Origin of the sequence: Hydrogenophaga luteola, from assembly GCF_042648585.1 — a bacterium.
Taxonomy (GTDB): domain Bacteria; phylum Pseudomonadota; class Gammaproteobacteria; order Burkholderiales; family Burkholderiaceae_C; genus Hydrogenophaga; species Hydrogenophaga luteola.
The window spans coordinates 267,973-289,856 of the sequence record NZ_JBHRXX010000002.1; the positions used below are offsets into that span (position 1 = coordinate 267,973).

The 21,884-nt window shown below is 64.3% G+C and carries 22 protein-coding genes; 6 read left to right on the forward strand and 16 right to left on the reverse strand.

Annotated elements, in window-relative coordinates; genetic code table 11:
* Positions 1-7: 7 nt before the first annotated feature.
* The 9 genes from ACFOPI_RS05025 to ACFOPI_RS05065 form a co-directional block, all read right to left on the reverse strand.
* On the reverse strand, positions 8-1,963 hold the full coding sequence (locus ACFOPI_RS05025; RefSeq protein ID WP_382171643.1) for a DUF3363 domain-containing protein: 1,956 nt from the start codon (positions 1,961-1,963) through the stop codon (positions 8-10).
* 271 nt (positions 1,964-2,234) lie between these two features.
* Positions 2,235-2,786 (reverse strand): S26 family signal peptidase, encoded by a 552-nt coding sequence (locus tag ACFOPI_RS05030; protein WP_382171645.1) that lies wholly within the window; start codon positions 2,784-2,786, stop codon positions 2,235-2,237.
* The gene (locus ACFOPI_RS05035) at positions 2,783-3,364 is read right to left on the reverse strand and encodes a DUF2840 domain-containing protein (RefSeq protein WP_382171648.1); all 582 of its coding nucleotides are present in this window, start codon (positions 3,362-3,364) and stop codon (positions 2,783-2,785) included. Before ACFOPI_RS05035 ends, ACFOPI_RS05030 begins: the two co-directional genes overlap by 4 nt.
* Complete coding sequence (locus ACFOPI_RS05040; protein WP_382171650.1) at positions 3,361-3,633, reverse strand: chromosome partitioning protein ParB; 273 nt, start codon at positions 3,631-3,633, stop codon at positions 3,361-3,363. The genes ACFOPI_RS05035 and ACFOPI_RS05040 overlap by 4 nt, the downstream gene beginning before the upstream one ends.
* Positions 3,630-4,268, reverse strand: coding sequence for a ParA family partition ATPase (gene parA, locus ACFOPI_RS05045; protein WP_382171653.1), 639 nt, complete (start codon positions 4,266-4,268; stop codon positions 3,630-3,632). The genes ACFOPI_RS05040 and parA overlap by 4 nt, the downstream gene beginning before the upstream one ends.
* A 244-nt stretch (positions 4,269-4,512) precedes the next feature.
* Entirely contained in the window at positions 4,513-5,358 is an 846-nt protein-coding gene (locus tag ACFOPI_RS05050; protein ID WP_382171656.1) for a replication initiator protein A, read from the reverse strand.
* Positions 5,359-5,393: 35 nt separating this feature from the next.
* The gene (locus ACFOPI_RS05055; protein WP_382171659.1) at positions 5,394-5,702 is read right to left on the reverse strand and encodes a helix-turn-helix domain-containing protein; all 309 of its coding nucleotides are present in this window, start codon (positions 5,700-5,702) and stop codon (positions 5,394-5,396) included.
* 84 nt (positions 5,703-5,786) lie between these two features.
* The gene (locus tag ACFOPI_RS05060; protein WP_382173060.1) at positions 5,787-6,608 is read right to left on the reverse strand and encodes a DNA -binding domain-containing protein; all 822 of its coding nucleotides are present in this window, start codon (positions 6,606-6,608) and stop codon (positions 5,787-5,789) included.
* Positions 6,609-6,902: 294 nt separating this feature from the next.
* On the reverse strand, positions 6,903-7,256 hold the full coding sequence (locus ACFOPI_RS05065) for a DUF2958 domain-containing protein (RefSeq protein WP_382171661.1): 354 nt from the start codon (positions 7,254-7,256) through the stop codon (positions 6,903-6,905).
* A 293-nt stretch (positions 7,257-7,549) separates the two neighbouring features.
* Between ACFOPI_RS05065 and ACFOPI_RS05070 the strand changes: the two genes are divergently transcribed.
* A complete protein-coding gene (locus ACFOPI_RS05070; protein ID WP_056265752.1) occupies positions 7,550-7,840 on the forward strand; it encodes a helix-turn-helix transcriptional regulator in 291 nt (96 codons plus the stop codon).
* A gap of 58 nt (positions 7,841-7,898) precedes the next feature.
* Here ACFOPI_RS05070 and ACFOPI_RS05075 read toward each other — a convergent pair whose 3' ends face one another.
* The 4 genes from ACFOPI_RS05075 to ACFOPI_RS05090 form a co-directional block, all read right to left on the reverse strand.
* On the reverse strand, positions 7,899-8,210 hold the full coding sequence (locus ACFOPI_RS05075; protein ID WP_305723808.1) for a DUF736 domain-containing protein: 312 nt from the start codon (positions 8,208-8,210) through the stop codon (positions 7,899-7,901).
* 735 nt (positions 8,211-8,945) lie between these two features.
* Positions 8,946-9,698 (reverse strand): hypothetical protein, encoded by a 753-nt coding sequence (locus ACFOPI_RS05080; protein ID WP_382171663.1) that lies wholly within the window; start codon positions 9,696-9,698, stop codon positions 8,946-8,948.
* Positions 9,699-10,043: 345 nt separating this feature from the next.
* Positions 10,044-12,053 (reverse strand): ParB/RepB/Spo0J family partition protein, encoded by a 2,010-nt coding sequence (locus ACFOPI_RS05085; protein WP_382171666.1) that lies wholly within the window; start codon positions 12,051-12,053, stop codon positions 10,044-10,046.
* Positions 12,054-12,146: 93 nt separating this feature from the next.
* The gene (locus tag ACFOPI_RS05090) at positions 12,147-12,974 is read right to left on the reverse strand and encodes a DUF932 domain-containing protein (protein ID WP_382171668.1); all 828 of its coding nucleotides are present in this window, start codon (positions 12,972-12,974) and stop codon (positions 12,147-12,149) included.
* Positions 12,975-13,510: 536 nt separating this feature from the next.
* Between ACFOPI_RS05090 and ACFOPI_RS05095 the strand changes: the two genes are divergently transcribed.
* Positions 13,511-14,179 carry a DUF6988 family protein gene (locus tag ACFOPI_RS05095; protein ID WP_382171671.1) on the forward strand — a complete coding sequence of 223 codons (669 nt, stop codon included), beginning with the start codon at positions 13,511-13,513 and terminating at the stop codon, positions 14,177-14,179.
* Between the two features lie 33 nt (positions 14,180-14,212).
* On the opposite strand, the gene ACFOPI_RS05100 is transcribed toward ACFOPI_RS05095, so the two are convergent.
* From ACFOPI_RS05100 to radC, 3 genes are all read right to left on the reverse strand, one after another.
* Entirely contained in the window at positions 14,213-14,560 is a 348-nt protein-coding gene (locus tag ACFOPI_RS05100; protein ID WP_382171674.1) for a DUF2958 domain-containing protein, read from the reverse strand.
* 207 nt (positions 14,561-14,767) lie between these two features.
* Positions 14,768-15,322: a thioesterase family protein gene (locus tag ACFOPI_RS05105; RefSeq protein WP_382171676.1), complete on the reverse strand. Its 555-nt coding sequence runs from the start codon at positions 15,320-15,322 to the stop codon at positions 14,768-14,770.
* A gap of 256 nt (positions 15,323-15,578) precedes the next feature.
* Positions 15,579-16,100: a RadC family protein gene (radC, locus tag ACFOPI_RS05110; protein WP_382171678.1), complete on the reverse strand. Its 522-nt coding sequence runs from the start codon at positions 16,098-16,100 to the stop codon at positions 15,579-15,581.
* A gap of 493 nt (positions 16,101-16,593) precedes the next feature.
* On the opposite strand from radC, the gene dndB reads away from it, so the two are divergent.
* The 4 genes from dndB to dndE are packed head-to-tail and all read left to right on the forward strand — an operon-like array spanning position 16,594 to position 21,532.
* Positions 16,594-17,718 (forward strand): DNA sulfur modification protein DndB, encoded by a 1,125-nt coding sequence (gene dndB, locus ACFOPI_RS05115; protein ID WP_382171681.1) that lies wholly within the window; start codon positions 16,594-16,596, stop codon positions 17,716-17,718.
* Positions 17,715-19,178 (forward strand): DNA phosphorothioation system sulfurtransferase DndC, encoded by a 1,464-nt coding sequence (gene dndC / locus ACFOPI_RS05120; RefSeq protein WP_382171684.1) that lies wholly within the window; start codon positions 17,715-17,717, stop codon positions 19,176-19,178. The genes dndB and dndC overlap by 4 nt, the downstream gene beginning before the upstream one ends.
* A 3-nt stretch (positions 19,179-19,181) precedes the next feature.
* Positions 19,182-21,164 carry a DNA sulfur modification protein DndD gene (gene dndD / locus ACFOPI_RS05125; protein ID WP_382171685.1) on the forward strand — a complete coding sequence of 661 codons (1,983 nt, stop codon included), beginning with the start codon at positions 19,182-19,184 and terminating at the stop codon, positions 21,162-21,164.
* Positions 21,164-21,532, forward strand: coding sequence for a DNA sulfur modification protein DndE (dndE, locus tag ACFOPI_RS05130; RefSeq protein WP_382171688.1), 369 nt, complete (start codon positions 21,164-21,166; stop codon positions 21,530-21,532). The genes dndD and dndE overlap by 1 nt, the downstream gene beginning before the upstream one ends.
* Positions 21,533-21,884 lie beyond the last annotated feature (352 nt).

A 21,884-nucleotide genomic window follows, 5' to 3' on the forward strand; every position in this document is an offset into this window, starting at 1 on the left:
TTGGATCTCAGATGTCAATACCTCGATTTCGTCCAAGTTCCCACGAGACATAGCCGCTGCGTTGCGTTGCGGCGAGCTGTTGGCCAAGCTGCTGCTCGATGGTTGGCTTCCACGGCAGGAGACAAAAAGACTGGCCGTTATCGAGCATGGCAAAGCGTCCGCTGGCAAGTTGAATACTGCGGCGATAGATTCCTGCCACGCGCTGTCCGTCGCGCGCAGCTTGATGCTCCAAGCTGGTTTCTACTGCGATTTCCTGAGCAGCTTTCGTCAGCTCGCGACCGCGTAGCGTCGCCAAGAGATTCCGCGCCAGGATCACGCTCTGGCCGCGTCGCTTAGCCAGTCCCAGCTCAGTAAGAAACTCGTAACGCTGTTGCATCGCATCCTTGACCTCGCCGCCAAAGCCCAGGTTGCCCAGCCCCTCGCCGCCGCTGATCAACTGCTGATCCAGCCAGGTCGCGCCGATCACGCGGGTCTGCTGCTCGATGGGCAGGTGCGACTTCAGCTCCACAACCATGCTACCGCCCAGACGCTGGGCATCGTACTGTCGGCCTTGCTCGGCCAAGTCCCCCGGCACTCGCCAGACGCCTTCGTTAATGCGCTCCGCGATGCCGTTGCGGCGCAAGGCTTCTAGCCGGCGAACGTGCGCGACCACCACCTCGCGCGGGTCACGGTCATGCATGGCCTGGCTCTGCGCAAGCACAAGGTGAGCATCGGTTCGATAGATGCCGTCCACCGACAGCGCGGCGATGTTCCGGTCGGCCGCACGCACTCCGGTTGGAACTTTCACTTCCACCACTGAGCCGGTCGGGTACTGCTCCAGTTCCGACTGCAGCGGCAGAGTGACGTAGTGAGCTTTGCCATCGGTCCCGTCGATGACCAGAAAGCCCTTGTCATGTAGCTCGTCGGCCAAGCCTTTGGCGGCGACGCGTCCGACGACCGTGTGGCCAGCCTCACCAGGCTGGAAAACGGCCAACTCGCGTTGCTTGCCACTCAATGCTCGCTGCATGGCGCGGATGATGTCGCCTCGTTCGCCCATAGCGCGCAGGGTTGGCTCGGCCTTTGGATGAACGGCCCACACGCCAGGCTGTTGCTCGGTTGCCAACCCCATGCGCTGCAAACGCTGCAGGCGTCCGATCAGCATTTGCCGCTGGCGTTGCAACCGGGGATCGGATAGCCTCCTCGGCAGCACCAGACCATCCATGGCCTCGCGCTGCAAGGTGCGATCAAGTCCTGTCCACCGCTCCTGGTCGACTTCGCGTTGCATCGCCCGCTGGATCTCCAACTCGGTGCGTGGACCCAGCCACTCGGTTGCCAGCTCAGCGGCCCGGTGGCGCATGCCCACGGCGATGTAGTCGCGGGAAATGATGAGGTCTTTGCCGGTATCGGCTTTGCCGCGCAGGACGACGTGCGTGTGCGGGTTGTCGGTGTTCCAGTGATCGACGGCCACCCAGTCCAGCTGGGTGCCCAGGTCGGCCTCCATGCGCGCCATCAGATGCCGGGTGTAGGTGTGCAGATCGTCGAGCTGTTCGGCGTCTTCAGGTGAGACGATGAAGCGGAATTGGTGGCGATCCTCGCGTCCGCGCTCTTCGAAAGCGGCGGTGTTCGCCGCGTCAGTGGTCGGGCCATAGGCGTGGCCCGACCCGCCTTGGCGATCAACGCCTTCGCGTTCGATGTAGCGCAGGTGCGTAGCGGTTGAGCGCGACCCGGCTTTAGCCAGATGTACCAGTCGCGCCTTGATCGTAACGCGGCGAGCGTTGGGCGTGAGCGAGGCCTCGGCGAAGAGGGCTGCGACGTGGCCGCGTCCCAGCCGGGAACCGGGTCGCTGACCGGTTTTGCCGGCACGCTTGCTGAGCTTGGCGCCAACCTTGGTTGTCTGGCGCAGGACCTTGTTGATGAAAGCGTCGCCGCGCTGTTTCGGCGTGCCGGGACGGATGCGAAAGCGGTCGTCATTGCTGCGACTCATAGGGCGGCTCCATCCAAGACTGGCGCAGTCGAGAGGGAGAAGCACGCGGCTTTACCTATACCGATGCGGTATCGCGCACCCTCGCGGCACGCTGCCACCCCTTGGCGCGTGCCGCGCCACACCCATGTGCAGACAGGGTTTTCAAGCGGCTGGGTGCCGCCACCTTTTATCTTGCCCTGCATCTTTCCCCGTGCATTCACGCCGTCCACCGGGCCGGTGGGTACGGTGAGGCGATGCACCGGTGGCAGCGACGACTGCCGTCGTGCGGCCGTCATGGCTGCTCCTGCAGCCACAGCGGCTGCGCAATGCCGATCACATCGGCGGCGCGCACCGGCCCGAAGTAGCGGCTGTCGAACGACGCCGGATTTGCCGCGCTGAGAAGGAAAACCTCGTCAGCCTGCAGGCGGCGGCACTGCGGCCAGCCGTGCAGCGGTCGGCCCATGCGGTCTACGCTCAATGTGGTGGCCACGGTGTGGCCGTCGATGCGCACAACCTGGCCGGTGATGCACACCAGTTGTGATGGTACGGCGCCCACGCGCTTGAGCAGCGGCACTTGCGGCGGCAGGTAGCCGCGCTGCGCGGCCAGTGCAACTGCTTCGGCTGGCAGGTGGACGAGCACGATGCTGCTGACCTGCAGCTCAGTTGGCTGCGGAGTGGGGTCCTGCTCCAGCGGCTTGACGCTGTACCAGCCCACCGGAACGCTGTCTGACGGGTTGTAGACCAAGCGTGGCAAAGGCTTGGCGAACGAGGCCCAGGCAAGTGCTGCCAATGCGACGGCCGCCGCGCTGCTGAGCGCAATGATGGAAGCACGCGAGCTGCTCATTGCAAGTCCCCTGTGGTCAATGCTGCGGCGTGACGCTCGGCGGTGTAGGCAGGCAATTGCAGCGGAGCGGCCGATGGTCCAGTAGTCCAGGCAGCCAGGCGGTTGCCCAGCATGCCCCAGTAGGTGGGCGTGACGGTGCTGGCGTCGATGCCTTGGGCCTCGATGGCGTCTATCTGCTGCAGCACGGTGCGCACCTTCAGTTCGCCTTCGGCGTGCAGCAACAGGCGTGCTCCCGGGCGCACGCCGGGCAGGCGCTGCAGGGTGTCCAGCGGAGCGCCGGCCTGCAGCACCATCAACTGCCACAGCGTCGTGCCATGGTCATTGGCCTGCCAGCGCACGCGGCAGAACGTGGCCAACGGTTTGAAGACGGCGCAGCGCCGCCAGTGGTCGAGCTGCAGGGTGTGTTCCGGTTGGCCAAAGCGCAGGTAGAGGTTGAACCGCTGGTGGACATAGGCCAGCGAGACGCGGGTCAGCGGCGGGGTGCCGGCCGGGTTGCGCTGCAGAGCAAGAGGCTGCGGCAGCGGCGAATTTGCTGCGCCGTGCGCGACCGTGCCATCGGGCTTGGATTGCATGTTCATGGGGATGTCTCCGAACGGGATTGAGGGAATTCGCGCTCCAGCAAGGTGCGCAGCAACTCGGCCACGGTGGTGCCTTGTGTGAACGCCGAGACCTTGATGCGTGCGCGCATGGCGGGCGTGACGTCCAGCGTCAGGCGGGCGGTGAACAGGTCGCCTTTCAGGAGGCTTTCGCCATCGCCCTGGCGCACCCAGGCCTCTGCCTGGGGGTTGGCGGGCGGGCGCGATCCAATGGCGATGCGCTTGCCACGCTGCGTGCGTTCTTCCGTCATGACGGCCACCGCAGCAGTTCATCGACCAGTGCGGCCATCTCGCGCGCAGCAGCACTGTCGGGCGCAGTTTCACAAGCGAGCAGGCCGGCGGCCACGCTGTCAGCGAACACGATGCGCTGGTGTACTTCTGAGCGCAGCGCGGGCAGCGGCTGTTCCGCCAGCGCCTGGCGCGCTTCGCGGCCGATGACGGTAGTGCTGACGCGCCGGTTGATGACAAAGGCCGCGCGCAGTGCCGGGCGGAACACCTGGGCTTCGCGGATCAACGCGACCATTTCGGCGCTGGCCCACAGGTCGTAGGGGCTGGGCTGCACCGGGATGACCACGCGGTCGGCCGCCAGCAATGCGGAGCGCGCCAGCGCCGCGATGCGCGGCGGGCCGTCGATGACGACGTGATCGACCCGGCGGGCGAGTTCCGGCGCCTCCTGGTGCAGGGTTTCGCGGGCCAGGCCGACGGCGCTGAAGAGCCGGGGCAGGCCCTGCTGGCTGCGGCGCTGGGTCCAGTCCAGTGCCGAGCCCTGCGGGTCGGCATCGAGCAGCACCACCTGCTGGCCGCGCAGCGCGAGTTCGCCTGCGACGTGGGTGGCCAGCGTGGTCTTGCCCACGCCGCCTTTCTGGTTGAGCAGGGCCAGGATCATGGCGTCGCTCCTTCTGCGTGAAGCGTGGCGCCAGTGGCGTGCCGGCCCGCACTTGTCCACCGAAACGGCGCGCTCCCACTACCAGTTAGATGATTCTGGTTAGGACAGTTACGGGAGGTGCAAAGCCGCACCGCCATTGGGCTGGCGGCTGATCGGCACGCCTGATGGCACGATAGACACACGCCTGATGGCACGTGGCTGCGCACGCCCGATGGCACGAGCCCGTCCACAGGCCATGAACCGCTTATCCCCGTGCCGTGGGTGGCACCGGCCGGAACGTCAGCACCTCGGCGCCCCTGCCTGGCATGCGCACGATGCCCAGGCGGTAGCCGGGCATGGACTGCCGCGCTACAAGTGTGCGAAGGTCGCAGGCGAAGTCGTGTGGCTTGGCCGTGCTGCCCGATTTGCGGTGCAGGTGCTTGAAGTCGAACTGCCAGCCAGCGGGCTGGTGCCCGCCGTGTTTGCGCACCAGGCGGTAGAGCCAGCGCTCGATGCCACCGGTGAGGTCGAAGTAGGCCGGGTCGATGGTGAGCACCAGGGCGGCGTCCAGCACGCCCGCATAGAACCAGTCCGGCAGGATCAGCTCGATGCCCAGCGGCGTGCCGCGAGCGTCGGCCAGTTCCTTCCATTCGTTGATCCACGAAAACCGGTGCAGGCGTCGGCCGGTGGTTTCGCGGATGGACGTGGCCACGGTGGTGGACTGCAGGCGATCCAGCGCAGCCTTGAGGCGCTGGTAGTCGCGCAGCGACACACCACGCCCGATGAAGCGCAGGATTTCGTAAGGGCGCGCGCGCATCAGGCGCGAGGTGGTGATGCCGGCATCGCGCGCCTCCACGATCTGACTGGCGGCCCAGATGAGGATGTCGGCGTCCCAGATGGTGGCAATGCCGTGTTCCTGCGTGCCTTCCACGCGGATGGCGACGTTGCCGCTGCGAAAGTCGATGGGCTTGGTGCGCCGGGACTTGGCCAGCGAGAAGAAGGGGTAGGCCATCAGGTCCTGGCTGTCGCGCGGTGCCATGTCGCCCGGCAGCGCGCGGAACAGGTCGAGCTGTTCCGTCGGGCGCTGGGGGCGTGGCGCTGGCAAGGTCATCGGCCGTTGGCAAGGAAGAGGGCGCGCAGCGCCCCTCAGCGCGCACGGCTGTCGGCCGAGTGGTGCTCGGCGTACTCGGGGTCGGAGGTGGCCTCGAAGCTGCGCTGGTCGGCCCAGGTGTCGAGGTCGGTGACGGCGTACATGACGCGCCGGCCGAACTTCCGAAATCGCGGTCCGCCGCCGATGACACGCTGCTTCTCCAGCGTGCGCGGCGACAGGCGCAGGTAGTCGGCTGCCTCGTCGTTGGTGAGGTAACGCGGAGGTTGCGGCTTGGCCGCAGCTTGTGCGGAAGCCTGCGGCGGGTGAGCGGGCGCGGCAGCAGGCCGCAAGGGAAAGGGTCGCATGAGAGGCGCCTCCATCGGTTTGGAAGGCCCGCCTGCGGGGTTGCAGGCAGGTGGAGGCAGTCTCAGGAAACGTTGGCGTTTTGCTCAGGGACGATCTGGGGTGGGACTGTTTCGTCCCAGGAGCGGAGGGGCGAGCGGATCGATCCCGGCCAGCTCGCGGTAGCCGCCATCCATCAGAGATCGGCCGCGCTGCACCAAGCGCCGCACGCGGGCGCGCAGCGCGCTGTCGGCGTGCCAGCCGGACACGACCTCGGCCGAGCCGAACAGCCCTTCGGCAATCTCGCGCAGCGAGGCGCCTGCCTGATTGGCGTCCAGTGCCTGCAGGGTCAGCAGCGCCTGCTGGGTACTGGGGCTGGGCCGTGGACAGGTTGCGGCCGAGGGCTCGCAGCGACTGGCGGTGGCCAGTTGGTCCAGAGCCTTCGCCAGGTCAAGGTAACGTGTACAGGGCTCTCGGCAGGCGTGCATGGCAAAGGCGTGCGGCATGCCGTCGTGCAACTCGGGCGCCAGCACTAGGCGCACACAACACCCGGGCCAGTGTGCGGAGAGCACGAGGCCTCGGCCATCGTGCTGCAACTGCTTGCGACCCGGTAAGCGCCAGAACACGAAGGGGGAGGCCTCGCGTGCGGGGTCATCGTCGGGTATCACGCGAATGGCGCAGGCCCGGGCGTTGAGCCAGTCGGGCAGCGCTTCGCGCGCATCCAACGCCGGGTCTTCCAGTGTGCGTAAACCCCAGGTCTTCGCGGTGCCGGAGTCCTGCGTGAGCCAGGCCAGGCGGTAGCCGGGATGGCGCCGCAGGTACTCCCAGGCCAGAGCAGGACCGTCGAGGTGCAACACATAGAGGTAGGCCGCGCTGGCGTGCCAAGGCGGCGGCCGGGCGGCCAACCGGCCGTCGTCGAGATGGACCATGTGCGAACTCCCTGTTCTTGTGCAGGAACGTCGCATCGGCCGGCAAGGGCTACGGGTTCATCGGTCGGCGATCCGGTCGTGAGGATCTGCGCTGTGGTTCAACGTCCGATGGTGATCAGGCTCGCCAAGAACGCGCCCGAAGCGACGGCCACGTGGCGAGAACGCCGTCGCGGCAGGGCTGACCATGGCGTGGTGCGGCGCGGTTGTCATGTCCATTTCGGTCTGGATAGTGACCGGGACTGGTATCAGCAGCTGTCAGACCCAAGCGGTCTGACGCGCACGTCGATCCTTTGCTCAATCCGTGATCGAGCCGTTGGCCTGTGCCAGCCTCAGGTACTCCGACATCGGTCGGGCGACATGGAAGTGCTGGTCGCGCCGCACCGGCATCCGCTGCGGGCCGACGATGGCAACGAGGTCCGACAGCCTGATGCTGCCCAGTTCGGGCATGCCGATGCCCACGTCGCAAAGACCCCAAGCCGTGTCGCCATCGGCCGGGTCGAGCGCTGCGAGCAGCCAGGTCGCGTGCGCGTCCGGCGTGAAAAGACGGACCACGGGCCACAGGTCGGCCTGCGCGTCAGCGGCGCGTGCATGGCCGTTGGCCAGCAGCAGCTCGCGCTGCTCGTGGGTTATGAGGGGATCAGTTGACATGGTCACAGCTCTTGGCGCCATGCGGAAACCCGCATTGCATCGGAAGCACGGAATCGCAAACCCGCTTTTGTGCCAGCTCTCAAAGGCACAGACGTGACTTTGCAGAAAGACACCCTTGCACGAAGGCTGAAAGCCGGCATGACGTGAACGCTGGAATGTGCATATGCGGCTCTGAGGTTTTACGGAGAAACAGGAAAACGCCGAAGATGGAAACCACCAAAGCGGCGTCGTTCATTGCAAATGAGTTAAAGATAACGTGGTTTTAATTCTCCCTGGACAGGACGCTTCTGTCCATGCAGAAGCGTCCTGTCCAGGCTGGCCGTCCGGCCGGTGCCACCACCTTCGATGCCGAACTGGCGCAAGCCTTCGGCGCGGCGGTGCGCGCGCTGCGCTCGGAGCAGGGCATGGCCCAGGAGGCGCTGGCGCACCGCGCGGGCATCGAGCGCTCGCACATGGGCAAGATCGAGCGCGGTGAGCACATCCCCTCGCTGCCGCTCATCTTCAAGATCGCGGCAGCGCTGGAGTGCGGTGCGACCGACCTGATGGCCGCGACCGAAGCCCAACTGGGTTCGACCGCGGCCTGAGTCTGCAGACTCGGCCTGCAGCAGCGATCCCGCCAGGGCGGCGGGATCGGACCGGCCGTCAGGCCGTGGGCTTGCTGCGCGACCAGATCAGGTTGTGCGAGCCGTCCTCTTCCTCGATCAGGCGGGCGTAGATGGTGGCCGGGAACGAGGGGTCGTCCAGCGTCACCGACAGGTAGGGGCGTTCGGACTGGCTGACCTTCTTCCAGGCGGCGCCGATGTCGTAGCCGGTGCCGGCCTGGATGCGGTAGTCGGGGGCGTTCTCGCTGCCCTTGTCGTTGCGCACGAACTTGACCTTGACGTTGAGCGTGAGGGTGCGAACGGTGCCGATGAAGCCGTCGTTCTGAGCGGTGAAAGTGCCGATGTTGGCCATGATGATTTCCTTTCGGGTTGCCAAGGTCGCGCCCATCGCGTCCTTGTTGTGATCCGTCAGGCGGGGGACGGGCGGGCCGCACCCCACAGCGCAGTGAAGGGGCCGCAACAGCGTGGAGGACCGGTAGGCACGGGAAATTTGCCTCGCGAGGAATCCGCGCAGCGGAGGGGAAATTTCTTGGGCCGTACGGTTGCGGCGATCAAGCCCGAGGCGCAGCCGCGACCCCGCCAGGATTCACAACGAGACAAGGACGCTTGGGACGCACCTGTCACGAAAGGCCTCGTGGCCGAGCACTTTCACCCTGCCTGCGGTGAGACTTCAGCGGCATCCATCCTTGCGTGGAGGGTCAGAGTCGCAACGACGGGAGAAGCCACTGCAGCATCCACCCGGCGCCTCGCATCGCACGTAGCCTGTCAGGTTCGACCAGTACGGTGCCAATACCCATGCGGTATGTAGCGATCACCTCGGCCAACTGCCCGCCAGCGTGAGGGAGAACGGCATGCCCGGCAACCCAGCGCAGCGAGCAAGGGCGTAGCACCTGGCTCGCACGGCAGGGGAATACAGGGCCGGACGTCGGAGCACCAACACTTGCGACCCCCCAGGCAAGCACAGCGCGCAGGCGTGAAGGATTGAAGCCGAAGGGCCGTGACGGCTATGACGGCACGGGGCGCAGCCCGAGAGCCTGGCGGCGCTGGGCGCCGACACGCCCGGCCCCGGGATTCACCGTCACCAAGGTCACATGAAGAAGCTGCCCTGGTCCGAATAGCCCTTGGTGTCGATCTTGAGTTGAGTCAGCCAGGGCTGGACCGCCCGCTTGCAGGAAAAGTCCTCACCGCCGTCCTGAACCCACGCGCCCAGGCGGCGCTCCACCCAGGCGTGTGCATGGGCATCGCCATCGCGCAGACCATTGAATCGGTCGGGCTCGATTCCCTCGTGCCGCGGGTGAAGCACCACGTTGATCGACAGCTCGTCACCACTGATGGCAGCCACACTGGCCACGGCTGCATGGCCGTCCCCAAGCTCGAAGCGGTAGACGTGCCGCTTGCAGAGCTGACTGTGCGGGTTGCCGCCAGGCCACCAGTTGTCGCTGGGCTCCAGGCCGAACAGTCGTTGTTCCAGGCCCGCATTGATGGCGGCGACCACCAGGTTGCGCCAGCCCATCCAGCGCACACCGCGCTTCTTGTTCAGCGGGAAGTTGCGGAAGGGCGAGTACGAGTGTTCGAACTCCGGGACCAGGCGCAGATCCGCCGTGGCGTTGTAGCCCAGCTCCTGGAGTCGGCGCACCATGCGCGCATTGTTGGGCTTGGGTACCTCGACAGTGACACGACCGTCCAGCGCAGCGCGAAGTGCCGCATGCGTCTTGAACCCGAGCGCCGACGCGAGGGCTTCGCTGAGATGAGCGGAAGGGACACCGCTCACGCGGTGCTGGGCACTGTGCTTGAGATTGCGCAGCGCCGCTTTGGAGACGAAGAATGTCGAATCAGACATGCCAAATTCCTTTGTGCATGGTCGATGACTGCCGATTACGCACCGACCGGAGGAATGGACACGGTCTGCGATCAGAGGAGGGATGCGAGAAACGTCGTTTAACCCGGCAGCAGGTTCAGCGTGACGCGGCTGTCTTGGCATTCTAAGCGCTGACATCGACTGCGTTGGCAGGAAGCGCCCGCGCAAGCCCTTGCGCGCCGACACGCCGCCGCCTGATCAAAGGCGGCGGCGTGTCGGTTCTGTGCGACCGCGTTTTGCACGAACGGTCGCGAGCCTGCGCGCATACGAAAAGGCCCCGGGCGCAAAACGCTGGGGCCATGAGAGGGACCGTGGGTGTTTCCTCTGTCAGTTTGCCGAGCCTTGCGCATCCGCACCATTCACCGTTGTCGGCGCCTGACCACCGAACACGGCAGGCATCCAGCCACTGCCCTCGGCCAGTCGCTCGGCCTCCTGCGCAATCTCGGCCTTCTTGAGCTTGGACAGGCGCTGCACCTCATTCGGCGCGAACTGTGCCACCGCCTCCAGGATCGCGGCCTTGGGCACGTGCTGGAAATAGCTGTCGGCCGTGGGCTTCCACCACGCGGCCACGTCCAGGCCCAGCGCCAGCGCCAGTTCGGCGCCGGGCTGGCAGGCGGTCGCGCGGGGCTTCACCACGTCCACCGCCGGGGCGGTGCACAGCGCCAGCAGCTGGACCAGTTCTTCCTGAGACATGTCCAGCAGCACCGTGAACAGTTCGCCCGATTCCTGCGGCAGCTTGTCGGCCCAGGTTTGTCGCAGTTCACGCAACGCGAGTGCGGCCGGCGACTCGGGCCAGTCGGGTGCCAGGTCTTCCAGACGATCGCGCAGACTCAGGCGCACGCCCAAGGGCAGGGCGTTGCGGTAGCCGCCTTGCAGGGCCTGCTGCACCAAGGCATGGACCAGCACAGCCAGCGCCACCTGTGGTTGTCGCGCCATTTCGATCTGCAGGGCGGCGGTTCGGTGCGCGCTCAGGCGCTGGGCCAGCCGGTCGGACAGGTGTTCGACGCCGTGTGGCACATCACCCGTGGTCGATTCATCCGACTCGCCGCCTTCGTCGCCAGGGGTTTGGCCGTTGGCGGCGCGTTGCCGCGCAGCGTCCAGCGCGCGCAGGGCCTTGGCTTCGGCTTCGCGCAACAGTCCCCGGTGCATCAGAGGCAGCCCCTCACGGTCCAGCGTGACGATGGCCCCGGCCATGGCGCGGACCTCGGGCGCGTGGTCGCTCAGTTGGGACTGCACAGCTTCCAGCTCGGCCGCCAGGGCTTCTCGGCTCTGGTGCAGGGCTTCGGCCTTGTCCTCGTCGTCGGCGTCGTAGGCGTCCTCCAGTGCGGCATCGGTGCGGTCAAGGCGTCCTTGCAGGACGGCGATGCGCCGGGCCTCCTTCGCGGTGGGTTCGCGGCGCTTGCGTGGCGCGTTCTGGAACGCCTGCCGCTCGGCAGGGCTCAGGTGTGGCACCGCATCCACCCAGGCCCAGCCCTCGGCGCGCACTGGCTCGGCCAGTGCCTCCAGCTTCTCGCGCACCAGCCGTTCCAGCAGCGCGGCATCGGTCAGGGTGGTGCCGGTGGCCTCGTCGTCGTCGAACAGGTCGCGACGGATGCCGCCCCCGGCAGCGGTGTAGGCGTCCAGGCCGACGAAGCGCACCAGCGCATGGTCAGCGCCGATTTCCCGCTCGGTCAGGCGCTGGCGCAGTGCAGCGGGCGAGCGCTGCCATTCGGGCGCGTCGTAGAACGCCGCTTCCTGGGCGGCAGGGTCGTCGGTGACGGCCAGCGCCATCAACTGATCCAGGCTGACCGAGTCGGCGCGGTAGTCGGCCATCAGTCGCGGCGAGACGTTGGCGAGCTTGAGGCGGCGCTGCACCACCAACGGCGTGACGCCGAAGTCGGCCGCGATGTCTTCCACGGGTCGCCCTTCGGCCACCAGGGCGGCGAAAGCCTCGAACTGGTCGGCCGGGTGCATCGCCTCGCGCTGCACGTTCTCGGTCAGGCTGGCGGTGCGCGCGCTGGCGTCGGCCACCAGCAGGCAGGGCACGTCCCAATCCTTGGCGATGCGGCGCTTCTTGGCCAGCAGCTTGAGGGCCGCAAAGCGGCGACCTCCGGCCACCACCTCGTAGTGCCCGCCGTCCGCAGCCAGGGTGACGGTGAGGTTTTGCAGCAGGCCCACGCGCACGATGCTGGCTGCCAGCGCTTCGATGGATGGTCCTGTCGTCTTGCGAACGTTGCGGCGCGACGGGCGCAGCCGCGACAGCGGCACGAGCAGCATCTGCTGCGAGGGCTGGGCGGGCACCTGCGGTGCGGGGATGGCGTGCAGGGCCAGGGCTTCGGAATCGGTGAGTGCGTTCATGGTGAAACTCCTGTCGATTGAGATGTGAAAAAGGGGAGTGGTGAGGGGAGGGCGGCGGCAGGGCCAGTCCCTGCGCGCCGCGCGGGTTCGGAATCAGGCCTTGAGCTGGCGCATGCCATCGGCCAGCAGCCACAGGGCGCGGTTCAGGCGCAGGTTCTGGTCGATACCCTGGACGGGACGGGTGCTCTGGCGGCGCCCGTTGGCGCTGCGGCCGGTCAGTCCGCCCTTGATCAGGTTTTCCTGGGTGCGGTTGAACACGCTCCACAGGTCGCGCCGGTCGTCGTCGTGGCGGCGCGGCATCAGGATTTGCGACTCGGTGACGGGCGCGGCCTTCTCGGTGTCGTCGTACTTGAGTGCCAGCGCGGCGCGCGCGAACACCTCGGATTCGCCAGCGTCCAGCGCCACGGCCTGCATGGCCTCGCGCGACTCCTGCGCCTGCCCGAAGCCTTGCAGCACGGTGTAGGCGCCTTCGATCACCTGGGCGGCCACGTCGCCCTTGTGCGGCACGCGCACGTCGGCCACGGTGTCGCCGCACACCAGCCCGTTCTGGCAGACGAAACGGAACATGCCGGCCAGCATCTGGTAGCTGCTGGTGCCGTCGTGCGAGTTGAGCAGGATGATTTCGTTGGCCTCGCGGCCGTTGATCTGACTGGCGTGACGCAGCCGGATCAGGTGCTTGGTGAATTCGCGCCGGTCGTCGTGGCGCACGCGGGTCTGGCACACCATGAAGGGCTGGAAGCCCTCGCCGCGCAACTCCTGCAGCACGGTGGCGGTGGGGATGTAGCTGTAGCGCTCGGAGCGGCTGCCGTGCGGCGCCTCGGCAAAGATCGATGGCGCCACGGCGCGGATCTGTTCATCCGACAGCGGGGTTTCGGAACGCAGCACCGGCGAACGCGGTGCGAAGCGGGAAGCAAGTTGCATGGTCATTTCTCCAAATGAAGCTGGCTGTTGAAAACCCCCCACCGGATTCCTAGATTCGGAGCCCTCTTCGGGTCTTCCGGTGGGGTCGGCGCAAAGACCTGGGCCGGTCCCGTCGCCACCGTCTTTCCTGAGTTCATCGCCCGCGACCACAGGAGCGCGCCGCCCGGTGCCGTCAAGGAGGCAAGCGCCAGGGCTGGTGCGGCCCGCAGGCGCAGCCGAGGACACGGCCTGGCGCGCCTTGACGGCACCGGGCGGCGCGCTACGGTCGCGGAAGTGGTGATGGACGAGGGAAGAGGGCGCCAGTGGCCCCTGGCCGCAGATGGCGCCGACCCCACGCAAGCGCAGCGCGCAGGACCGGACGCAAGGCCAGACCGAAGGCGTCAGCCGACCGGAGGGAAGGGAACGATGGAAGCCCGCCAGGGACGAGACCGCGGGACTGCAGGGACCGGGGGCTCGGTGCGCAGCATGACAGCGCGGCCGGCCCCAATCACAGGGCTGGCGACGCCCGGTTGCACGGAGCGCTCTACGATGACGACATGACCGAGAAAGACCAGAACCACCCCGATCCCCTGGAGCAGATGCTGTTGCGCTCGGATGCCTTGCACGAACGGCTGAACGAACTGCTCGACGAGTCCACGTTCGACGGGTCTGCGCGTGGCGAGGCCGCGCTGGGCATGTGCGTGGTGGCCATGGAGCACGGGACCGCCCTGCGTGCCTTGATGGCGCTGGGACTGCCGACCTCGGCGGTCAGCCTGATGCGGCTGCAGTTCGAAGCCCTGACCCGCTCGATGTGGCTCATCTATGCGGCCAGCGATGCCGCCATTGAGAAGCTGTCGGCACCGCTCACGCTCGAAACCGAACAGGCCGCCAAGAATCTGCCCAGCGCAAAGGAGATGATCGATCAGATCGGCAAGCGGGTCGGGCAGGGCGTGCCGGCTGCGGCCCACCAGATGCTGACCCAGTTCAAGGACGTTTCCTGGAACGCCATGAACTCCTTCGTGCACGGCGGCATCCACCCACTGCGTCGCAGCGCCGATGGATTCCCCGTGCACCTGGCCTTGCAAGTGCTGCGCAACTCGAACGGCCTGAGCACCATGACCGGCATGACCATGGCCATCCTCACCGGCGATGAGGCCATCGCCAAGCCGATGAGCAAGATCCAGCCGGCGTTTGCCGATTGCCTGCCGGATCTGCTGAAACCCTGAAAACCAGGGCGTCAACGACGCCCTGGTGGCGGATCAGACGACGATGCGTCCGGCCAGCCGCGCGTCCCGCGCGTAGGCGCTCAGGCGCTTCTCCGCGCGAAAGTGCAGATCGCGCTCAACCGGCAATCCGAGCCGACCACGCACGGTGGCCAGCTCATGAAGGCTGACCCAGCCCATCTCAGGCGCACCCAGGCCCAGGTCGCACAGACCGAAAGCATGGTCATGGTCGTCCGGATCGATCTCGGCCAGCAGCCAGGTTGCGCCGGCGTCAGGTGTGAACAGCTTGACCACGGGAGCCGGGTCGAAGTCAGGGTTCTGCAACGATTCGCGGCCGTTGGCCAGCAGCAGCACGCGCTGCTCGTCGGTGATGAGTGCGTTCATGGTGAACTCCAGGAGAAATGCCGGGCGGGATTGCCCGCAGCCTCCGGGTCACGGCGCAGCGCAGCGGTCAAGGTTCGAAGACGGCCGCCGAGGCCGCCAGCGCAGCGCAGGTGCGCGCCGACCTTGACGGCGAGAACGGCGTGGCACGCTGGGTGCAACAGCAAGCCAGCCCACACTGCCCAGATGCTCCTAATGGGCGGAGCGCGTTCAGGAAACCTGCGATTCCTGACTACGGAACGACTCTGGCGGCGCACACCGGCCGAGAGCATCATCAACCATGTCTCCGTCGGATTTCGGCGTAAGCGCTTCGACTTTCACAGCGATGCGTGCCTCCATCGGCGCTCGTGGAGCCACCACCAGAATGACGGAACCTTCGCAGACCACTTCGTGGTCGTCGGATGCCTGAATGCAGAACTTCGCACTTCGCTGTCCCAGGCGTTCAACCCATCCCCGCAGCTTCAGGGTTGATCCGGGTGGGATCGGCCCCTTGTGATCCAGCTCGATCGTCCGGCCCACCACCACCTCCGAGGCGGCATCCACGTGCCGCTGCATCTCGCGGATGCAGATGGATTCGACGACGGCGACCAGATACCCGGTCGCCAGACATTCGATCAACCTCTGCGCATAGTCGCTCCCATGCGGGAGCCTGGAAAACAGCGCCCGAGCTGTCTGCTCCGGTGGCACGCCGTAGGTTTCTTCAAAGGAAATTTCACTGATGCCTTGGTGGTTCATGCGAATGGGAAATGGGTTGACGACGTGCATTCACTCTCCGAAACCCCGCTTCAAAGCGGGGTGACAGGAACAGCGTTCGATCCTCGTTCGGATGCCTCGTGTCTTCAACCCAGCCAGGCGTTCTCCAGCGTAGCTGGCTCGATGTGGATGTCCGCGTGGGGCCGATGGAGGTAGCCCCACCGTCTCAGGCTTCGAAGCCATGAAGTGCTCGTGCCACTGAGTGGTGGCACGCTGTTGGTCAGAAAACAAAAAATCGAGAGCCCGTGCGGCTCCCGGTAGTGTGGGCTCAGATCAGCCCGCGTTCTGCAAAGGACAGGATCGTCGGCCCGGCAACGATCAGGTGATCGATGACCCGCACGTCCACCAGCGACAGCGCGCCCTTGAGGGTCTGGGTCAGATGCTCATCGGCCCGCGAGGGCTCGGCCACGCCCGACGGGTGGTTGTGGATCAGGACGATGGCCGCCGTGTTGTGTGCCATGGCCTCCTTGACCACCTCGCGCGGATAGACCGATGTCTGGGTCACCGTGCCGCGGAACATCTCGACGTACTCGATGACCCGGTGTTGAGCATCCAGATGGATCACCGCGAACACCTCGTGCTCCAGCGTGCCCAACTTGATGCGCAGGAAGTCGCGCACAGCCTGCGGCGACGACAGCATCTCGGTGCCGCGCAACTGGCCTGCCAGCACCCGCAGCGCAGCCTGCAACACCTCAGCCGGCTCGGCCGGACGGTAGCTGCCCGCGACATCGCGAACGAGCAGGGAAGACTCGGTGGAAGAAGTGAACGACAGGGAAGACAGCTGCGACATGATCGGCTCCGGTTCGGAATCGGGCGGGATTGCCCGGAACCGGCCACCCACGCCGCAGCGCAAGCGGTCAGGGGTCGGAGGCGCAGCCAGAGACGGCCGCGAGGACGCCAGCGTGCAAGGCACGCGCAGCCCTTGACGGCGAGAACGGCGTGGTAGGTTGAAAGGGCACAGCAAGACCGCCCCTCCCCCCGCTCACCACAACAGTCCAGGCAAGCGGAGCGCGCAACGGCAACGCCGTGGAGGCGTCAGGGATCAAAGCCGGATGGCCGGGATTCGGCACGAAGCCCGGGGCGCAGCCCGCGAGCCCGGCGGCGGTACGCCGAGACGCGTTGGGCAGCTTCTTCACCTCAAATCACAAATCTTCGGTCAAACGTCGAGGAAAATTCTTCGGATTTCGCCGCCAAACCTCGATCCCAGTCGGCGCAGCTTCAGCCTTACAAAATCCCATACGTTTGTTTGTTGATAGACAAACAGGCTAGAATGTTGGGCTGTTATGGCTGATGCTTTTTCCTACACTTTCCCTGCTATCCGAGGAGTGCAGGCGGGACGGGAGTTCTACGTCTCGATGTGCCCCTTGCGCCTCTTGACGAAGCTCTTCATCTTCGACAACGAGGAGCTCGTGCCGGAGTTGCGTGCTCAACGAACGCTCAACAAGGCCCGTGTTCCAGAGATTGCTCGCTACATCGTAGACAACCAGGACAGCTACACCTTTTCCGCCATCACGGTGTCGGTTGATGGCGATCTGAAGTTCGAGCCGGTGGCAGGCGAGGGCTCAGCCAGCTACCGCATGGGCAGCCTAACGGTGTCCATGACATCCAAGTTCATCGTGAATGATGGACAGCACCGACGTGCTGCCATTGTTCAAGCGCTGGAGAACGCTCCTGAACTTGGCGACGAGACCATCGCGGTCGTGTTCTTCATGGATCGAGGGCTGAAGCGCTGCCAGCAGATGTTCGCTGATCTCAATCGGCACGCAGTCAAACCCTCCGCATCGCTGGGCGTTCTGTACGACCATCGCAGCGCGACGGCCAACGTTGCCCGCCATCTATCTCTGACATCCAAGGTCTTCAAGGGTCTCATCGAATCGGAACGATCGTCTCTGTCCCCGAGATCGCGCAGCCTTTTCACACTGAGTGCCTTGCATTTCGCCACCACCGAGCTTCTTACGGAGCAAGAGTCGGGGGACTTCCACAAGGCATCCGAGAAGTGCATCGCGTTCTGGGAAATGGTTGGCGAGCAGATCCCCGAGTGGACCTACGTACGCGAGTCGCGCATGACCTCCGGCGATGTTCGCCGTGACTTCATTCATTCGCATGCCATCGTGCTCCAGGCACTCGGACGTGCAGGCAGGGCGCTGTTTCAACTCCCAGAAGCGGAGCGCGCGCAGAGGGTGAAACGGTTGCGCAACGTGGACTGGTTGAGAAGCAATGCCATCACCTGGGAGGGGCGGGCCATGGTGGGCGGCAGTATGGCCAAGTCCGGACAGAACATCACGCTCACATGCAATGAAATCAAACGGGTGCTCGGCCTCGAACTAACGCCTGAAGAAACAGCAGCCGAAGAGGCTTGGGCAGCGTCGCGTGCGCCGAAACGCTCTCGCACAAGGAAAACAACATGACCATGACCGCAGAACAGATCGTGGCGGAGATCCAGGACCTGTACCGATCGGACACCATGCCTTGGATCGTGGGCTACAGCGGCGGCAAAGACTCGACCGCAAGCCTGCAACTGGTGTGGACCGCGCTGTTGGGGTTGCCGCCCGAAGAGCGCACCAAGATGGTCTACGTGATCAGCACCGATACGCTGGTTGAAAACCCTGTGATTGCCGCTTGGGTACAGACTTCACTCCTGCGTATTGATGTCGCAGCAAAGCAGCAAGGCTTAAACATCAAGGCCGAGCGGCTGACTCCCGCAATGGGGAACCGGTTCTGGGTGAACCTCATCGGGAAGGGTTACCCGGCTCCGCGTCCCAAGTTTCGCTGGTGTACCGATCGACTCAAGATCAGCACCTCCACCGAGTTCATTCAGAAGCTGTCAGAGTCCCAAGGCGAGGCCATTCTTGTGTTGGGACAACGCCGTGGCGAGAGCCAAGCCCGCGACAAAGTCATGGACCAGTACAAGGGCAGCACAAGAGACCGCTTGAGCAAGAACAAGGACCCCAAGCTTTCGCGTGTTTGGGTTTACCCTCCGATCGAAAGCTGGACCAGCGACGATGTCTGGGAATACTTGATCACGACGCCCAATCCGTGGGGCCTCGATAACCAGGAGCTGTTCGGTATCTACCGCGGCGCAACGCCTGATGCCGAATGCCCCATCGTGGTGGACAACTCGACATCCAGCTGTGGCGACAGCCGCTTCGGTTGCTACGTGTGCACCATGGTCTCGCAGGACAAGTCAATGCAGGCCATGATTCAGAACGATGACCAGAAGCAGTGGATGCAGCCCATCCTCGACTTTCGCAACAAGAACCTGGCCGTCGAAGACCGCGAAGATCGCGATTTCCGCCGCTTGAATGGACGTCTGACCTTGTTCCGAGACCAGTTGGTGCATGGGCCCTACACGCAGCAGCGGCGCGAGTTCTTGCTCAGGGAGCTGTTGCAGACCCAGAAGCTGGTGCAGGAGTCCGATCACAAACAAGGCACCCAACTCATCGAGTTGATCTCGGTGGACGAGCTGGACGAGATCCGACGCATCTGGGTTGAAGAGAAGGGCGAGATCGAGGATCTGGTGCCCAAGATCTATGCCGATGTGTTGGGCGTTGCGTATCCCGGTCGAGACCTGGAACAGGTGCCGCTCGACAGAGGTGATCTCGCCATCCTCCAGCAGGTTTCGACCGAGGTCGAGACGGAGACTGAGGCGGCACAGGAGTTGTACAAGCTCACCCGCAGTCTGCTGGCCTTGCAGTTTCAATCCATTGAATCGCACAAGCGCTCCAAGCACCTGGACCGCTTGGAAGGTGTGCTGCGTCAGTACGCCTTCCGCAATGAACAAGAAGCGCTGGAGTTCGCCAAGTCCAGCGCCACAAACGATCCCGACCCGGATGGTGACGCCTCCGACGGCACGACCATGATTGCTTGATGTATGGCAGGAATAACCATCAAAGCCCTGTCCGTTGAAAACCTAGGACCTTTTCGAGAACGTCAAACCATCGATTTGTCAGTCAAGACCGGGAAGCCGGTTGTCTTGATCAAGGCGCTCAACGGCAGCGGCAAAACAACCCTACTCACCGCACTGCAGGTGGGCTTGTATGGTCAGAAGGCACTTTCCGACCTGAAGCGGTCAGAGTACGAGCAACTGATTCTTGGGCTGAAGCGGCGCGATACCCCAGGAAATTCCGTTGTCGAGATCACTGTGGAGGTGGAGATTGGCGCCGCTCGTAGACAACTGCTTGTACGCCGCGAGTGGTCGGTACGTGGCGAGACCCTGAATGAGCAGATTTCGGTCTCCGAGGATGGCAGTATTGACCTAGATTTCTCGCAGGGGTGGGATGAGTTCATCGGGTCCATCCTTCCTGCGGAGCTGGTTCAGCTGTTCCTCTTCGATGGAGAAAAAATCGAAGCCTTGGCCAATCCGGATCGACTGCCAGAACTGCTGAAGCGCGCCACTGAAGTCTTCCTGGGCATTGGCGGTATCGACGCACTGTCGAACGATCTGAAAGCCCTGGAGCGCCGAGCGGTACTTAAGAACAAGGGAAGCTCTGAGGCGTTCGATGCGGCCCGCGCCAACCTGTTGAGCTGGCAGTCTCAGCTTGAAGAGCTGGTACGCAAAGTCGAAACCCTGACACAAGAGAAGGCCTCAGCTCAGAACTCTGCTGATCAGGCCGAGAATGCCTTGAATCGTTTTAACGCTGAGGCACAGCGCAAGGGCTTGGTCGCGTACGAGCAAGCTGCGGAGATCCGCAGCACGGTGGTTCACGCGCGCAAAGCCGTTGAGGCCGCGCGCGCTGAATTGATCGACGCGATGTCTGACCCCGTGCTTCCGATCGCCTGGGCCGCTTCGCTGTGGTCGCAGTACAAGCAGACCTGGGAACAAGACCAAAAGGTCAAGCACGCCAAGCTCTTGGGACAAGAATTCAAGAAACGCGATCAGCGAATCCTCGCGGTCCTGGAAAAGGGGCTCCCCAAGGGCACTGCGGTAGCTCTGCGGCAGGCACTCGATGCGGATCTGAAGTCCTACACAGCCACTCGTGGCCCGAATGTGCCTCGCATGCTCGATGCTGATCCGCGAGATGCCGAACGTCAGCTGGAGATCGCGCGCTCGCGGGTGCGACGACAGCTCGAGCAGATCCAGGATGCGCAAACCCAGGTAGATAGGGCCGAGCAGCGCATCGGCCAGATTCCCGCCGAAGAACAGGTCGCAGGCATCCTGATTCAGCTTCAGGAGCGGAGCAAGGCAGCCTCATTAGCTGCAGCCCACCTGGCCCAAGTTGTCCAGCAACTGGAGGACGCCCAAAGCAACATGACGCATGTGAACATGCGCTTGAAGGCCGCTCAAGATCGCATCGGTGCTGAGTTCCGCGATCGATCGATGGAGTCCAAGAGCCTGGAGGCATCAGCCCGTGCCCGCAAGGCGCTGGTGCTGTTCAAAGATCGATTGCTGGCTTCAAAAGCACAGTGGTTGTCCAGCATGATCACCACCGAGTTTCAGAAGCTGCTGCGCAAGCGCAACCTCATGACCTCTGTTGTGGTGGATCCCCAAACGTATCGGGTCAGCATTCTCGACAGTAAGCAGCAGGAGCTGCCCATGGATCGCCTGTCCGCTGGCGAGCGGCAGCTGCTTGCCACGTCGGTGCTCAGTGCCCTGATCAAGGAGAGAAAAGGACGATTCCCAGTGGTGGTGGATACCCCACTGGCTCGCTTGGACCAGCAGCATAGGTCTGCATTGATCAAAGGCTTCTTTGCCACGGTCTCACACCAGGTGGTGGTGCTTTCTACTGACCAGGAGGTTGAAGGCCCGGCCTATACAGCCCTCCGACCCTTCAACAGCCAAGAATACGAACTCAGCTACGACGACAGCACCGGATGCACGACAGCACGCCGGGTGCACGGCTCAGGGATGCAGTGATGGAACGAATCAAACTCAGCGCCTCCGCGCGCAATCAACTGGCCACACTGAAGCGCCGTACGGGCATCGAGCACAACAATGCGATCTGCCGCCATGCCCTCTGCATGTCACTGGCCAACCCTTCAGTGCCACCAGAAGAGAACTTTTCCTTCGCCGGAGGCTTGGAGATTGACTGGCGCACTTTGACGGGGGGGCAAGAAGCTCTTTACACAAATCTGCTTGTCGTTCGGCTGCAGTCTGAGGGCAAACGGGTTTCTGAAGAGGCGATCCGGCAAACCTTCCTCTTGCATGTGCATCGAGGTCTCTCTTACTTGGTCAGCAGGAGAGAAGAGGATTTGCTGCAAGAGCTTTGCACAGCATTAATTTAGAAAGTGCCACCATACTCCCCTGTGATGCTCTTATTACTTGCGCCAGTGTTCGGTGGGAACCTGCCATTTCGCCATTTTCGAAATTCATCAGCAATTAGCTGATATACCTGCTCTGCGACAAGCCCTTTATCGAATGAAAAGGCATGTCGAACGGGAGAGGGCGGGGGTGTCGATAGTAACGTTGATGCTGGAGCCACTGGGCTGGGGTCTAGTTCAAATATTTTGTGTAGCTCTGCTTCAATTGCCCGCCTAGCAATTTTTTGTTTAGGTTCTGGCTCTGAGTCGGCGCAGGAAATGTGTATTCCTACAAAAAAGACCGGCGTGGCTGCCGCGGCCTCTATTGCATCTGTGT

Excerpts from the sequence above, each read along its gene's own strand:
- ACFOPI_RS05055 (WP_382171659.1), bottom strand. The coding sequence starts at position 5,702 with ATGCGACCCTTTCCCTTGCGGCCTGCTGCCGCGCCCGCTCACCCGCCG.
- ACFOPI_RS05080 (WP_382171663.1), bottom strand. The coding sequence starts at position 9,698 with ATGTCTGATTCGACATTCTTCGTCTCCAAAGCGGCGCTGCGCAATCTC.
- ACFOPI_RS05070 (WP_056265752.1), top strand. The coding sequence starts at position 7,550 with ATGCAGAAGCGTCCTGTCCAGGCTGGCCGTCCGGCCGGTGCCACCACC.
- ACFOPI_RS05035 (WP_382171648.1), bottom strand. The coding sequence starts at position 3,364 with ATGAACATGCAATCCAAGCCCGATGGCACGGTCGCGCACGGCGCAGCA.
- ACFOPI_RS05085 (WP_382171666.1), bottom strand. The coding sequence starts at position 12,053 with ATGAACGCACTCACCGATTCCGAAGCCCTGGCCCTGCACGCCATCCCC.
- ACFOPI_RS05030 (WP_382171645.1), bottom strand. The coding sequence starts at position 2,786 with ATGAGCAGCTCGCGTGCTTCCATCATTGCGCTCAGCAGCGCGGCGGCC.
- ACFOPI_RS05065 (WP_382171661.1), bottom strand. The coding sequence starts at position 7,256 with ATGTCAACTGATCCCCTCATAACCCACGAGCAGCGCGAGCTGCTGCTG.
- ACFOPI_RS05100 (WP_382171674.1), bottom strand. The coding sequence starts at position 14,560 with ATGAACGCACTCATCACCGACGAGCAGCGCGTGCTGCTGCTGGCCAAC.
- ACFOPI_RS05075 (WP_305723808.1), bottom strand. The coding sequence starts at position 8,210 with ATGGCCAACATCGGCACTTTCACCGCTCAGAACGACGGCTTCATCGGC.
- dndC (WP_382171684.1), top strand. The coding sequence starts at position 17,715 with ATGACCATGACCGCAGAACAGATCGTGGCGGAGATCCAGGACCTGTAC.
- dndE (WP_382171688.1), top strand. The coding sequence starts at position 21,164 with ATGGAACGAATCAAACTCAGCGCCTCCGCGCGCAATCAACTGGCCACA.
- ACFOPI_RS05090 (WP_382171668.1), bottom strand. The coding sequence starts at position 12,974 with ATGCAACTTGCTTCCCGCTTCGCACCGCGTTCGCCGGTGCTGCGTTCC.
- ACFOPI_RS05095 (WP_382171671.1), top strand. The coding sequence starts at position 13,511 with ATGACCGAGAAAGACCAGAACCACCCCGATCCCCTGGAGCAGATGCTG.
- ACFOPI_RS05060 (WP_382173060.1), bottom strand. The coding sequence starts at position 6,608 with ATGGTCCATCTCGACGACGGCCGGTTGGCCGCCCGGCCGCCGCCTTGG.
- dndD (WP_382171685.1), top strand. The coding sequence starts at position 19,182 with ATGGCAGGAATAACCATCAAAGCCCTGTCCGTTGAAAACCTAGGACCT.
- ACFOPI_RS05025 (WP_382171643.1), bottom strand. The coding sequence starts at position 1,963 with ATGAGTCGCAGCAATGACGACCGCTTTCGCATCCGTCCCGGCACGCCG.
- dndB (WP_382171681.1), top strand. The coding sequence starts at position 16,594 with ATGGCTGATGCTTTTTCCTACACTTTCCCTGCTATCCGAGGAGTGCAG.
- parA (WP_382171653.1), bottom strand. The coding sequence starts at position 4,268 with ATGATCCTGGCCCTGCTCAACCAGAAAGGCGGCGTGGGCAAGACCACG.
- ACFOPI_RS05050 (WP_382171656.1), bottom strand. The coding sequence starts at position 5,358 with ATGACCTTGCCAGCGCCACGCCCCCAGCGCCCGACGGAACAGCTCGAC.
- ACFOPI_RS05040 (WP_382171650.1), bottom strand. The coding sequence starts at position 3,633 with ATGACGGAAGAACGCACGCAGCGTGGCAAGCGCATCGCCATTGGATCG.
- radC (WP_382171678.1), bottom strand. The coding sequence starts at position 16,100 with ATGTCGCAGCTGTCTTCCCTGTCGTTCACTTCTTCCACCGAGTCTTCC.
- ACFOPI_RS05105 (WP_382171676.1), bottom strand. The coding sequence starts at position 15,322 with ATGCACGTCGTCAACCCATTTCCCATTCGCATGAACCACCAAGGCATC.